This is a genomic window from Streptomyces sp. PR69 (assembly GCF_026420845.1).
Taxonomy (GTDB): Bacteria; Actinomycetota; Actinomycetes; order Streptomycetales; family Streptomycetaceae; genus Streptomyces.
In genome coordinates this window covers 75497-88039 of record NZ_JAOWCB010000016.1, presented here as the reverse complement: position 1 = coordinate 88039, position 12543 = coordinate 75497, and the positions used below count along the sequence as shown (strand labels likewise).

Sequence of the window (12543 nt, the reverse complement as noted above, 5' to 3'; positions counted from 1 at the left end):
TATGCGCCCGGTGGCCAACCCCCACCGGTCCACGAAAGAGAAGGAAGTAACGGCATGTCCGCGACTCTGGAACTCGCCGCCGTCACCGGTGACCTCAAGGCCCTCGGCTCCATCGGCTACGGTCTCGCGGCCATCGGCCCCGGCGTCGGCGTCGGCATCGTCTTCGGTAAGGGCACCGAGGCCCTGGCTCGTCAGCCCGAGGCCGCCGGCCTGATCCGCGCCAACCAGATCCTCGGCTTCGCCTTCTGTGAGGCGCTCGCCCTCATCGGCATCGTCATGCCGTTCGTCTACGGCTCCTGAGTGCTGAAGACGAATAGCTCATTCGACGAAAGGCATTGATGTGATCGCCAACCTCGTTCAGCTGGCGGCCGAGGAGGAGCAGAATCCGCTCGTTCCTCCGGGCCCCGAGCTGCTCGTCGGCACGATCGCCTTCGCCATCGTCTTCTTCTTCCTCGCCAAGAAGCTCCTCCCGAACATCAACCGGGTTCTGGAAGAGCGCCGCGAGGCCATCGAAGGCGGCATGGAGAAGGCCGAGGCGGCCAAGGTCGAAGCCGAGAGCGTGCTTGAGCAGTACAAGGCTCAGCTCGCCGAGGCCCGCCACGAGGCCGCGCGTCTCCGTCAGGAGGCGACCGAGCAGGGCACCGCGATCATCCAGGAGATGAAGGCGGAAGGCCAGCGGCAGCGTGAGGAGATCATCGCGGCTGGTCACGCCCAGATCGAGGCCGACCGCAAGGCCGCGGCCGCGGCGCTGCGCCAGGACGTGGGCAAGCTCGCCACCGACCTGGCCGGCAAGCTCGTCGGCGAGTCCCTGGAGGACCACGCGCGGCAGAGCCGCACGATCGACCGTTTCCTCGATGAGCTCGAAGACGGTGCGACGAAGGCCGAGGCCGCCCGATGAACGGAGCGAGCCGCGAGGCACTGGCTGCCGCACGTGAGCGCCTCGACGCGCTGACCGACAACACGTCGGTCGACGCCAAGAAGCTCGCCGAGGAGCTGGCCGCCGTCACCGCGCTGCTCGACCGCGAGGTGTCGCTGCGTCGGGTCCTGACCGACCCGGCGCAGTCCGGCGAGGCCAAGGCCGAGCTGGCCGGGCGGCTGCTGAGCGGTCAGGTGAGCGGCGAGAGCGTCGACCTGGTCTCCGGCATGGTCCGCTCCCGCTGGTCCGCCTCACGTGACCTGGTCGACGCGGTCGAGGAGCTGGCGGACACCGCCGATCTCACCGCGGCGCAGCAGGCCGGCGCCCTGGACGACGTCGAGGACGAGCTGTTCCGGTTCGGCCGCGTCGTCGAGTCCAGCACCGAGCTGCGTGCCGCGCTCACGGACCGTACCGCCACGGCGTCCGCCAAGAGCGAGCTGCTGCGCAGCCTGCTAGGCGGCAGGGCCAATCCGGCCACCGAGCGGCTGGTCGTCCGCCTGGTGACCGCTCCGCGAGGACGTAGCCTGGAGTCGGGACTTCAGTCCCTGTCCAAGCTGGCCGCGGATCGCCGTGACCGCATGGTCGCGGTCGTCACCACGGCGGTTCCGCTGAGCGAGACGCAGAAGCAGCGCCTCGGCGCCGTGCTGGCGAAGCTGTACGGCCGCCAGATGCACCTCAACCTCGACGTGGACCCCGAGGTCCTCGGCGGGATCTCGGTGCGAGTCGGCGACGAGGAGATCAACGGCACCGTCGCGGAGCGCCTCGACGAGGCGGCCCGCCGGATGGCCGGCTGATCAGCCACCAACTCAACAAGCATCAGCTAGCGGCCCGGTTGGGCCGTGCAGAGATTGCAGAAGATTCCTGGGGGCCGCCCCCAGACCCCCAAAGAAACTTCGGGCCCAACAAGGAGAGCAGGGAACCCAGATGGCGGAGCTCACGATCCGGCCGGAGGAGATCCGGGACGCGCTGGAGAACTTTGTCCAGGCGTACAAGCCGGACGCGGCCTCGCGCGAGGAGGTCGGTACGGTCAGCCTTGCCGGCGACGGCATCGCGAAGGTCGAGGGTCTTCCCTCGGCCATGGCAAACGAGCTGCTGAAGTTCGAGGACGGCACCCTCGGCCTCGCCCTCAACCTCGAGGACCGCGAGATCGGTGCCATCGTCCTCGGTGAGTTCAGCGGCATCGAGGAGGGCCAGTCGGTCTCCCGCACCGGCGAGGTCCTGTCCGTCGCGGTCGGCGAGGGCTACCTTGGCCGTGTCGTCGACCCGCTCGGCAACCCGATCGACGGCCTCGGCGAGATCGAGACCTCGGGCCGCCGCGCCCTTGAGCTGCAGGCCCCCACGGTCATGCAGCGCAAGTCGGTGCACGAGCCGATGGAGACCGGCTACAAGGCCGTCGACGCGATGACCCCGATCGGCCGTGGCCAGCGTCAGCTGATCATCGGCGACCGGCAGACCGGCAAGACCGCCCTGGCCGTCGACACGATCATCAACCAGCGTGACAACTGGCGCTCCGGCGACCCGAAGAAGCAGGTCCGCTGCATCTACGTCGCCATCGGCCAGAAGGGCTCCACCATCGCGTCCGTGCGCGGCGCGCTGGAGGAGGCCGGCGCGCTGGAGTACACGACGATCGTCGCCGCCCCGGCGTCCGACCCGGCCGGCTTCAAGTACCTCGCCCCCTACACCGGCTCGGCCATCGGCCAGCAGTGGATGTACGAGGGCAAGCACGTCCTGATCGTCTTCGACGACCTGTCGAAGCAGGCCGACGCCTACCGCGCCGTGTCGCTGCTGCTGCGCCGCCCGCCGGGCCGTGAGGCCTACCCGGGTGACGTCTTCTACCTGCACTCCCGTCTGCTGGAGCGCTGCGCCAAGCTCTCCGACGAGATGGGCGCCGGTTCGATGACGGGTCTGCCGATCGTCGAGACCAAGGCCAACGACGTGTCGGCGTTCATTCCGACCAACGTCATCTCCATCACCGACGGCCAGTGCTTCCTGGAGTCCGACCTGTTCAACGCCGGTCAGCGTCCGGCCCTGAACGTCGGCATCTCCGTCTCCCGAGTCGGTGGCTCCGCCCAGCACAAGGCCATGAAGCAGGTCTCCGGCCGACTGCGTGTGGACCTGGCCCAGTACCGCGAGCTGGAGGCGTTCGCCGCCTTCGGCTCCGACCTGGACGCCGCCTCGAAGTCCGCCCTGGAGCGCGGCAAGCGCATGGTCGAGCTGCTCAAGCAGCCGCAGTACGACCCGATGCCGACCGAGAACCAGGTCGTCTCCGTGTGGGCCGGCACCACCGGCAAGATGGACGACGTGCCGGTGGCGGACATCCGCCGCTTCGAGCGCGAGCTGCTGGACTACCTGCACCGCGAGGAGGGCACGCTGATGACCTCCATCCGCGAGGGCGGGAAGATGTCGGACGACACGCTGACCAAGGTCGCGGACTCCATCGCGGCGTTCAAGAAGCAGTTCGAGACCTCCGACGGCAAGCTGCTCGGCGAGGACGCTCCGGCGGCCGTCAACGTCTCCAAGTGACGACGGAAGGGACCTGACTCATGGGAGCGCAGCTCCGGGTCTACAAGCGTCGCATCCGGTCCGTCACCGCGACGAAGAAGATCACCAAGGCGATGGAGATGATCGCCGCCTCGCGCATCGTCAAGGCGCAGCGCAAGGTGGCGGCCTCCACGCCGTACGCGACCGAGCTGACCCGCGCGGTCACGGCGGTGGCCACCGGATCGAACACCAAGCACCCGCTGACCACGGAGGCGGACCAGCCGACCCGTGCCGCGGTTCTGCTCATCACGAGCGACCGCGGTCTGGCCGGCGGCTACTCCTCCAACGCCATCAAGGCGGCCGACCGGCTCACCGAGCGGCTCCGCGGCGAGGGCAAGGAGGTCGACACCTACATCGTCGGCCGCAAGGGTGTGTCCTACTACGGCTTCCGCGAGCGCAAGATCGCGGACTCGTGGACCGGGTTCACGGACAGCCCGAGCTACGCGGACGCCAAGCAGGTGGCCGGTCCCCTCATCGAGGCGGTCCAGCAGGACACCTCCGAGGGCGGCGTCGACGAGCTGCACATCGTCTTCACGGAGTTCGTGTCGATGCTGACGCAGACGCCCGTCGACCGCCGGATGCTGCCGCTCAGCCTTGAAGAGGCCGCGCTGCAGAGCGGTGCGAAGGGCGGCGAGGTCCTGCCGCTGTTCGACTTCGAGCCGTCGGCGGAGGACGTCCTCGACGCCCTGCTGCCGCGCTATGTCGAGAGCCGGATCTACAACGCCCTGCTGCAGGCCGCCGCCTCCGAGCACGCGGCCCGCCGCCGGGCGATGAAGTCGGCGACCGACAATGCGGGCGAGCTGATCAACTCGCTTTCCCGTCTTGCCAACGCGGCCCGCCAGGCCGAAATCACCCAGGAAATCAGCGAGATCGTCGGTGGCGCGAGCGCCCTGGCCGACGCGACCGCGGGGAGTGAAAAGTAAATGACCACCACTGTTGAGACGGCCGCCGCCACGGGCCGCGTCGCCCGGGTGATCGGCCCGGTCGTCGACGTGGAGTTCCCCGTCGACGCGATGCCGGAGATCTACAACGCCCTGCACGTCGAGGTCGACGACCCGGCTCAGGAGGGCGCCAAGAAGCTGCTGACGCTTGAGGTCGCCCAGCACCTCGGCGACGGCCTGGTGCGCACCATCTCCATGCAGCCCACCGACGGTCTGGTCCGCCAGGCCCCGGTGACCAACACCGGCACGGGCATCACCGTCCCGGTCGGCGACTTCACCAAGGGCAAGGTGTTCAACACCCTCGGCGAGGTGCTGAACCTCCCCGAGGAGAACGCCAACGTCGGCGAGCGCTGGCCGATCCACCGCAAGGCCCCCGACTTCGACCAGCTTGAGTCCAAGACCGAGATGTTCGAGACCGGCCTGAAGGTCGTCGACCTGCTGACCCCGTATGTCAAGGGCGGCAAGATCGGTCTGTTCGGCGGCGCGGGCGTCGGCAAGACCGTGCTGATCCAGGAAATGATCATGCGTGTCGCCAACCTCCACGAGGGCGTCTCCGTCTTCGCGGGCGTCGGCGAGCGCACCCGTGAGGGCAACGACCTCATCGTGGAGATGGAGGAGTCCGGCGTTCTGGACAAGACCGCGCTGGTCTTCGGCCAGATGGACGAGCCCCCGGGCACCCGTCTGCGCGTCGCCCTGGCCGGTCTGACCATGGCGGAGTACTTCCGCGATGTGCAGAAGCAGGACGTGCTCTTCTTCATCGACAACATCTTCCGGTTCACCCAGGCCGGCTCCGAGGTGTCCACCCTGCTCGGCCGTATGCCGTCCGCGGTGGGTTACCAGCCGAACCTGGCCGATGAGATGGGTCTGCTGCAGGAGCGCATCACCTCGACCCGCGGTCACTCGATCACCTCCATGCAGGCGATCTACGTCCCCGCGGACGACCTGACCGACCCGGCCCCGGCCACCACCTTCGCCCACCTCGACGCGACGACGGTGCTCTCCCGTCCGATCTCCGAGAAGGGCATCTACCCGGCCGTGGACCCGCTGGACTCCACGTCCCGGATTCTGGACCCGCGCTACATCTCCCAGGACCACTACGAGACGGCCAGCCGTGTCAAGGGAATCCTGCAGAAGTACAAGGACCTCCAGGACATCATCGCGATCCTCGGCATCGACGAGCTCAGCGAGGAGGACAAGCTGGTCGTCCACCGCGCCCGTCGCGTCGAGCGCTTCCTGTCGCAGAACACCCACGCGGCGAAGCAGTTCACCGGTGTGGACGGCTCGGACGTGCCGCTCGACGAGTCGATCGCCGCGTTCAACGCGATCTGCGACGGCGAGTACGACCACTTCCCCGAGCAGGCCTTCTTCATGTGCGGTGGTCTTGAGGACCTGAAGAAGAACGCCAAGGAGCTGGGCGTCTCCTGAAGTCCTTGTGACTGGTGAAGGGGGGCGGGCACGTCCCGCCCCCCTTCGCAACGCCCCTTCCAGAACCCCTAGAATTTGTCCAACACCCGGCATTACCCGCCGGGTGGTGACCCGAGGAGCCCACCTTGGCTGCTGAGCTGCACGTCGAGCTGGTAGCGGCGGACCGCAGTGTCTGGTCCGGCGAGGCCACCCTGGTCGTCGCGCGCACCACGTCCGGCGACATCGGCGTCATGCCCGGTCACCAGCCGCTGCTCGGTGTGCTGGAGTCGGGCCCGGTGACCATTCGTACAGCTTCCCCGGACGGGCCCGGCACGGTGGTCGCCGCCGTGCACGGCGGTTTTATCTCGTTCGCGGACAACAAGCTCTCGCTGCTCGCCGAGATCGCCGAGCTGGCCGATGAGATCGACGTCCAGCGCGCCGAGCGTGCGCTGGAGCGTGCCAAGTCGGATGCGGACGCCGGCGCCGAGCGCCGTGCCGAGGTCCGGCTGCGCGCGGTGGCGGTGCGCTGAGCCGCCCCGCCGACGGTTCGACCCTCAGCCGCGGCCGGCCCGGACTCTCCGGGCCGCGCCGCGGCTGAGGCGATGCGGATGCACGTGATACAGCGTGTATGTGTATTCCATAGACGGATAGCAGGTACGGGACGATGCGAGGAGGTCGGTGGAGATGTTCCTCGCTCTGCTTGTGGGCGGCCTGGTCATCACGCTGGTGGTGGTCGGGCTGTTCGTCTTCGGACTGCGCCGCCGGCTGATCCAGCGCTCGGGCGGCACCTTCGACTGCAGCCTGCGCTGGAATGTGCCCGAGGAGCCCGACGCCTCCGGCAAGGGCTGGATCTACGGGGTGGCCCGCTACAACGGCGACCGGGTCGAGTGGTTCCGGGTCTTCTCGTACGCTCCGCGTCCCCGCCGCTTTCTGGAGCGGGCGTCGGTGGAGGTCGTTGCCCGCCGCACCCCCGAGGGGGAGGAGGAGCTGGCGCTGCTCTCCGATGCCGTCGTCCTGGAGTGTCTGCATGACGACACCCGGCTGGAGCTGGCGATGAGCGAGGACGCGCTGACCGGCTTCCTGGCCTGGCTGGAGGCGGCCCCGCCGGGCCAACGAGTCAATGTGGCCTAAATAGTCTTTCTCGTTGGATGGGGGTACCCCCGGACGGAGTCTGGGGGAGAGTCAATGTGGCCTAAATAGTCTTTCTCGTTGGATGGGGGTCCCCTGGGGGCACCTCCCAGCGGTAGCTGGGGGAGGAGTCTGGGGGAGAGTCAATGTGGCCTGATTGTCGTACCGCATAAAGGGGCCCGGGAGAGTGAGTCTCCCGGGCCCCTTCCCCGTACAGGGTGTGCGGGCGGTCTAACCGAGGCCGCTGTCGATCGCGCTCACCAGCTCGCCATTGGCCGTGTCACCGCTGAACTCCCAGAAGAACGCGCCTCCCAGGTCCTGGTTCCTGGCCCAGCCCATCTTGGAGGTCACGGTCGCCGGGGTGTCATAGCTCCACCACTCGCTGCCGCAGTGGGCATAGGCCGTGCCCGCGACCGTGCCGTTGGACGGACAGCGGGACTTGAGCACCTTGTAGTCCTCGATGCCCTGCTCGTACGTCCCCGAGGCCGGTCCGGTCGCGCTGCCGCCGGGGGCCGACTGGGTCACCCCGGTCCAGCCGCGGCCGTAGAAGCCGATGCCGAGCAGCAGTTTCTTCGAGGGGATGCCCTTGGCTTTGAGCTTGGCGATGGCCGCCGCCGAGTTGAAGCCCTCCTGCGGGATGCCCGGGTAGGAGGTCAGCGGGGAGTGCGGGGCGGTCGGGCCCTGGGCCGCCCAGGCGCCGAAGAAGTCGTACGTCATCACGTTGTACCAGTCGGCGTACTGCGCGGCGCCCGCGTAGTCGGCCGCGTCGATCTTGCCGCCGCTGGAGGCGTCGGCGGTGATCGCCGCGGTGACCAGGTTGTCCGGGCCGAAGCGGTTGCGGAACGCCTGCATCATCGTCTTCATCACGGCCGGGCCGCTGGAGTCGCAGCTCAGCCCGCACGCGTTCGGGTACTCCCAGTCGAGGTCGATGCCGTCGAAGACGTCGGCCCACCGCGGGTCCTCGACCAGCTGGTAGCAGGAGTCGGCGAAGGCGGCCGGGTTCTGCATGGCCTGCCCGAAGCCGCCGGACCAGGTCCAGCCGCCGAACGACCACAGCACCTTGATGTGCGGGTACTGGGCCTTGAGCTTGCGCAGCTGGTTGAAGTTGCCGCGCAGCGGCTGGTCCCAGGTGTCGGCGACGCCGTCGACGGACTGGGCGGCGGTGTAGGCCTTCTCGTAGTCGGCGTAGGAGTCGCCGATGGTGCAGCGGCCGTTCTGGACGTTGCCGAAGGCGTAGTTGATGTGGGTGATCTTGGCGGCGGAGCCGGAGGTCACCAGATTCTTTACGTGGTAGTTGCGCTGGTAGACGCCCCAGTTGGTGAAGTAGCCGAGCTTGACGGTGTCGCTCGGGCCGGGGCCGGGGCCCGGGTCGCCGCCGGTGGTGCGGACCGCTCGGGCGCCGCTGAGCGGTCCGGTCTGACCGGCGGTGTCACGGGCCCGGACGGTGTACGAGTAGTCGGTTCCGGCGCTCAGCCCGGTGTCTGTGTACGAGGTGGAGGTCACCGTGGCGACGACCGCGCCGTCGCGCAGGACGTCGTAGTTCTTGACGCCGTTGTCGTCGGCAGCCGCGGTCCAGCTCAGCTGTACGGAGCTGTCGGTGATGCCGGAGGCGCTCGGGGTGCCGGGCGCGGAGGGCGGGTCGTCACCGGGCTCGCTCGGGCCGCCGTCGCAGGAGCCGCCGTTGACCGTGCAGTTCGAGGGCGAGCCGGGGCCCGCGCCGTTGAAGCCGAAGGACACGGAGGCGCCGGGGGCGAGGGTGCCGTTCCAGCTCTTGTTCTTGGCGGTCCAGTGGTTGCCGGAGCTGGTGACGTCGGCGTCCCAGGCGGTGGTGACGGAGGTCCCGGAGGGGAAGTCCCACTCCACCGTCCAGGAGTTGATGGTGGTGGCGCCGGTGTTCTTCACCGTCCACTTGCCTTCGAAGCCGGTGCCCCAGTCCTGGGTCTTGACGTATGTGGCGGTGGCGGAGGGCGCGGCTTCCGCGGGGGAGGCGAGGCCCACCATGGCGGCGAGCGGCACCGCCAGCGCGGTGAGACCGGCGAGAAGCCGGGAGCGGCGTCTGCCTCTGACGCCGTGCGGGGGGTGCGGGGGGTGCTGGGAGTGCGGTTTCACAGCTGCTCCTCAACGAGGTCCGGACGTTCAAGGGGGTTGTCCGTGCATCACTGCGCACCCTGCGGGGCTCACCGCAGGGGTGTGTCCGGTGAGAGTAGGAAGGTCTGGACCAATCGTCAATAGGTCCAGACCATAGCTGAGGAGGTGTTCGCCGGCCCGGTTTACACGCCCAACTCCTGTGCCAGCACCGCCGCTTGCACCCGGCTCCGCAGCTCCAGCTTTCCCAGCAGACGGCTGACATGCGTCTTGACCGTCGCCTCGGCCATCGACAGGCGTACGGCGATCTCGGCGTTGGACAGTCCCTCGCCGAGGCAGGACAGCACCTCACGCTCCCGCCGGGTCAGCGCGTCGAGCACACCGGGATCCGGGGCGTCCGCCTGCTTCGCCCCGGGGGGTGTGGGGGCGGCGAACTCCGCGATCAGCCGCCGGGTCACGGCCGGGGCGATCAGGCCCTCCCCGCGCGCCACCGTGCGCACCGCAGCCACCAGATCCCGCGCCTCGGTGTTCTTCAGCAGAAAGCCCACGGCGCCCGCGCGCAGCGCCCCGAACACATACTCGTCCAGATCAAAGGTCGTCAGCACCAGCACATCGGCCAGCCCCTCGCCGGTGATCCGGCCCGTCGCCGACACCCCGTCGAGGCGCGGCATCTGAATGTCCATCAGCACCAGATCGGGGCGCAGCTCACGGGCGAGCCGCACCGCCTCCTCGCCGTCCGCCGCCTCACCCACGACCTCGATCTCCGGCGCGCTGCGCAGAATGAGCACCAGCCCGGCGCGTACGGCGCTCTGGTCCTCCGCCACCACGACCCGGATCGTCATGAACTCCTCTTCCCTCCGTCTACGGGCAGCTCGTCCACGGGCAGCTCTGCCCGCACCTGCCAGATCTTCCCTCCGCCGGCGGCGGTCGTCGGCCCCGACTCGAAGCGGCCCGCCAGCAGCGCGGCCCGTTCGCGCATGCCGACCAGCCCGGCGCCGGAGCCCGGCGCGCGCGGACCGTGCGCGCCGCCCTCCCCTTCGTACGGGCTCGTCACCAGGACCGTCAGGCGCCGTGCGTCCTGGGTGAGGGTGACCGTGACCCGGCCGGGCGAGGCGTGCTTGAGGGCGTTGGTCAGCGACTCCTGCACGATCCTGTACGCGGCGAGCTCCACCGGCGCGGGCAGCGGCCCCTGCCCGTCCCGCCCGTCCCGCCCGTCCCGCGCGTCGTGCAGCGCGAACCGCAGTCCGCTGGGCGCGCCATGTGCCTCGGCCTGCTCGATCAGCGCGTCCACGGCGGCGAGGCTCGGCGCGGCCGCGGCCGGGGAAGCGGTCGCCGGATCCGCGCCGCCGCTGTCACGCAGCAGCCCGATCAGCCGGCGCATTTCGGCCAGTCCTTCGACGCTGTTCTCCCGGATGACGGAGAGCGCCTCATGGCCGGTCTTCGGATCGCCGATGGACAGCGCGGCCGTGGAGTGGATGGCGATCGCCGAGAGATGGCCCGCCACCATGTCGTGCAGCTCCCGCGCCATCCGGGCCCGCTCGGCGACCACCGCCTGGGTGCGGTCGACCTCGGCGAGCAGCTTGGTCTGCTCGGCCCGCAGCCGGGCCGCCTCGGCGGCGTCGCGGTGGTTGCGCACCAGGACCCCGGTCAGGGCGGGAGCGAGCGACACCAGCCCGGTGACGACACCGAGGATCAACGCCTCCGGTCTGCGGAACCAGGCCAGAAGCCCGATGGTCGCCGTCACGGTGACCAGCCCGCAGCCGACGGGGATGCGCCGTGCGGCGGCCGGGGTGCCGTAGAGCACCGCCGCGTACACGACATCCGTGAACATCACGATGGTGACCAGATTGCCCTGGGTGAACTGGTCCGCCACCAGGGCCGCGGCGCCGGTGAGCAGGGCGGTCTGCGGCCAGGTCCTGCGGAGCAGCTCCGCGCCCGCCATGACGCCGAGCGGCAGCAGCACCCATGCGCCCGTCAGCGGACGCTCGTCCACGGGGTTCATCTGCAGCCCGAGAGCCCAGAAGGCCAGGCCGCCGACGAGACCGGTCAGCGCGATCAGCGCGTCATGGCGATGAGGGCGGGGGAGTTTCACCGCTCCATCAAACACGGCGCGCCGGGCCGGGGCCTCCGCGTACGGGGTGACCTGCGACTACATCGAAGGATGCAGTGCCGTTTCGTCACTGACGACGACGCTTTCCCGCCCGCGGGACGTGAACCTGGGACAGGAACACCGGGGGAGTCACGGGGGAACGACGGGAGAGTGCTGTGATCGTCACGCTGATCGTGATCTGCGAGGTCGGCTTCTGGGTGCTGCTGGCCCTGGGGCTCTCGCTGCGCTATCTGGCGCGGCTGCCGCGGGCGGGTGCGGGTGTGCTGCTGCTGGAGCCGCTGCTGGAAGTCGTACTGCTGGTCGTCACGGCGATCGACCTGAAGAACGGCGCGGAGCCGGACTGGAAGCACGGGCTCGCCGCGCTCTACATCGGTTTCACGGTCGCCTACGGCCACTACATGATCAAGTGGGCCGACGGCCACTTCGCCCACCGCTTCGCCGGCGGCCCCCCTCCGGCCGGGCCCCCGCGCTACGGCTCCGCCCGCGCCAAGCACGAGGCGAAGCAGTGGCTCCGTACGGTGCTCGCCGCGGCGGTCGCGGTCGTGCTGCTCCAGCTCGCCGTCTGGTACGTGGACGACCCGAGCCGTACGACGTCGCTGACGAACTGGCAGGGGACGGCGGGGCGGGTGGTGGCGATCCATGGCCTGATCGCGCTGAGCTACACGATCTGGCAGAAGAAGCCGCCGAAGGGGGAGGCGGGCGGGGTGGAACGCGCGCCGGTACGGGCCCCTTGAACCTGGGGCTCCGCCCCCAGACCCCGCGGACACGGCCTTCAGGCCGTACCGGGGTCTGGGGGCGGAGCCTCCAGTTCCGGGAACTAGCGCTCCCCGCCCGGGACCCACAGCACGTCCCCGACCTCCCGATTCGCCGCCCTCGCCAGAATGAACAGCAGGTCAGACAGCCGGTTCAGATACGTCGCCGTCAGCGGGTTCATCGTCTCCCCGTGCACCTCCAGCGCCGCCCAGGTGGACCGTTCCGCGCGGCGGACCACCGTGCACGCCTGGTGGAGCAGGGCCGCGCCCGGCGCGCCGCCGGGGAGGATGAAGCTGCGGAGCTTCTCCAGGGGTTCCAGGAAGACATCGCAGTCGGCTTCGAGCTTGTCGATATACGACTGCTCGACCCGCAGCGGCGGGTGCTCCGGCTTCTCGACGACCGGGGTGCACAGGTCCGCGCCCACGTCGAAGAGGTCGTTCTGGACGCGGACCAGGACCTTGACGACGGCCTCGTCCAGCTGCCCCAGCGCGATCGCTGTGCCGATCGCGGCGTTGGCCTCGTTGGCGTCGGCGTAGGCGGCGATCCGCAGATCCGTCTTTGCGGTGCGGCTCATGTCGCCGAGCGCCGTGGTGCCGGTGTCGCCGGTGCGGGTGTAGATGCGCGTCAGATTGACCATGCGACCAGCCTAGTGACGAGCGGCCCGG

The 12543-nt window shown here is 69.5% G+C and carries 13 protein-coding genes; 9 read left to right on the top strand and 4 right to left on the bottom strand.

Annotated features, from left to right (window positions below):
* Window positions 1-54: 54 nt before the first annotated feature.
* The 8 genes from atpE to OF819_RS17565 all read left to right on the top strand — a co-directional run bounded on the left by atpE (window position 55) and on the right by OF819_RS17565 (window position 6933).
* Window positions 55-300 carry an ATP synthase F0 subunit C gene (atpE, locus tag OF819_RS17600; RefSeq protein ID WP_267244509.1) on the top strand — a complete coding sequence of 82 codons (246 nt, stop codon included), beginning with the start codon at window positions 55-57 and terminating at the stop codon, window positions 298-300.
* Window positions 301-340: 40 nt separating this feature from the next.
* Window positions 341-898, top strand: coding sequence for a F0F1 ATP synthase subunit B (locus OF819_RS17595; RefSeq protein WP_267244508.1), 558 nt, complete (start codon window positions 341-343; stop codon window positions 896-898).
* Window positions 895-1710, top strand: a complete 816-nt coding sequence (locus tag OF819_RS17590; RefSeq protein ID WP_267244507.1) for a F0F1 ATP synthase subunit delta — start codon at window positions 895-897, stop codon at window positions 1708-1710. Before OF819_RS17595 ends, OF819_RS17590 begins: the two co-directional genes overlap by 4 nt.
* Window positions 1711-1840: 130 nt before the next feature.
* A complete protein-coding gene (gene atpA / locus OF819_RS17585) occupies window positions 1841-3439 on the top strand; it encodes a F0F1 ATP synthase subunit alpha (protein WP_267244506.1) in 1599 nt (532 codons plus the stop codon).
* A gap of 20 nt (window positions 3440-3459) precedes the next feature.
* Window positions 3460-4380 carry a F0F1 ATP synthase subunit gamma gene (locus OF819_RS17580; RefSeq protein WP_267244505.1) on the top strand — a complete coding sequence of 307 codons (921 nt, stop codon included), beginning with the start codon at window positions 3460-3462 and terminating at the stop codon, window positions 4378-4380.
* Complete coding sequence (gene atpD, locus OF819_RS17575) at window positions 4381-5823, top strand: F0F1 ATP synthase subunit beta (protein WP_267244504.1); 1443 nt, start codon at window positions 4381-4383, stop codon at window positions 5821-5823.
* A 125-nt stretch (window positions 5824-5948) separates the two neighbouring features.
* The gene (locus OF819_RS17570) at window positions 5949-6332 is read left to right on the top strand and encodes a F0F1 ATP synthase subunit epsilon (protein ID WP_267244503.1); all 384 of its coding nucleotides are present in this window, start codon (window positions 5949-5951) and stop codon (window positions 6330-6332) included.
* A 154-nt stretch (window positions 6333-6486) separates the two neighbouring features.
* Complete coding sequence (locus tag OF819_RS17565) at window positions 6487-6933, top strand: DUF2550 domain-containing protein (protein ID WP_267244502.1); 447 nt, start codon at window positions 6487-6489, stop codon at window positions 6931-6933.
* Between the two features lie 228 nt (window positions 6934-7161).
* Here OF819_RS17565 and OF819_RS17560 read toward each other — a convergent pair whose 3' ends face one another.
* The 3 genes from OF819_RS17560 to OF819_RS17550 all read right to left on the bottom strand — a co-directional run bounded on the left by OF819_RS17560 (window position 7162) and on the right by OF819_RS17550 (window position 11107).
* Window positions 7162-8931 (bottom strand): glycoside hydrolase family 18 chitinase, encoded by a 1770-nt coding sequence (locus OF819_RS17560; protein ID WP_267244548.1) that lies wholly within the window; start codon window positions 8929-8931, stop codon window positions 7162-7164.
* 269 nt (window positions 8932-9200) lie between these two features.
* A complete protein-coding gene (locus OF819_RS17555; RefSeq protein WP_267244501.1) occupies window positions 9201-9857 on the bottom strand; it encodes a response regulator in 657 nt (218 codons plus the stop codon).
* Entirely contained in the window at window positions 9854-11107 is a 1254-nt protein-coding gene (locus OF819_RS17550) for a sensor histidine kinase (protein ID WP_267244500.1), read from the bottom strand. The genes OF819_RS17555 and OF819_RS17550 overlap by 4 nt, the downstream gene beginning before the upstream one ends.
* 173 nt (window positions 11108-11280) lie before the next feature.
* Between OF819_RS17550 and OF819_RS17545 the strand changes: the two genes are divergently transcribed.
* On the top strand, window positions 11281-11859 hold the full coding sequence (locus OF819_RS17545; RefSeq protein WP_267244499.1) for a hypothetical protein: 579 nt from the start codon (window positions 11281-11283) through the stop codon (window positions 11857-11859).
* Window positions 11860-11942: 83 nt separating this feature from the next.
* Here OF819_RS17545 and OF819_RS17540 read toward each other — a convergent pair whose 3' ends face one another.
* Window positions 11943-12515, bottom strand: a complete 573-nt coding sequence (locus OF819_RS17540) for a cob(I)yrinic acid a,c-diamide adenosyltransferase (protein ID WP_267244498.1) — start codon at window positions 12513-12515, stop codon at window positions 11943-11945.
* Between the last annotated feature and the right edge of the window lie 28 nt (window positions 12516-12543).

What these genes read in the sequence shown, in the direction of transcription:
- OF819_RS17555 (WP_267244501.1), bottom strand. Translation starts at nt 9,857, where the DNA reads ATGACGATCCGGGTCGTGGTGGCGGAGGACCAGAGCGCCGTACGCGCC.
- OF819_RS17580 (WP_267244505.1), top strand. Translation starts at nt 3,460, where the DNA reads ATGGGAGCGCAGCTCCGGGTCTACAAGCGTCGCATCCGGTCCGTCACC.
- OF819_RS17565 (WP_267244502.1), top strand. Translation starts at nt 6,487, where the DNA reads ATGTTCCTCGCTCTGCTTGTGGGCGGCCTGGTCATCACGCTGGTGGTG.
- OF819_RS17590 (WP_267244507.1), top strand. Translation starts at nt 895, where the DNA reads ATGAACGGAGCGAGCCGCGAGGCACTGGCTGCCGCACGTGAGCGCCTC.
- OF819_RS17560 (WP_267244548.1), bottom strand. Translation starts at nt 8,931, where the DNA reads ATGGTGGGCCTCGCCTCCCCCGCGGAAGCCGCGCCCTCCGCCACCGCC.
- atpD (WP_267244504.1), top strand. Translation starts at nt 4,381, where the DNA reads ATGACCACCACTGTTGAGACGGCCGCCGCCACGGGCCGCGTCGCCCGG.
- atpE (WP_267244509.1), top strand. Translation starts at nt 55, where the DNA reads ATGTCCGCGACTCTGGAACTCGCCGCCGTCACCGGTGACCTCAAGGCC.
- atpA (WP_267244506.1), top strand. Translation starts at nt 1,841, where the DNA reads ATGGCGGAGCTCACGATCCGGCCGGAGGAGATCCGGGACGCGCTGGAG.
- OF819_RS17540 (WP_267244498.1), bottom strand. Translation starts at nt 12,515, where the DNA reads ATGGTCAATCTGACGCGCATCTACACCCGCACCGGCGACACCGGCACC.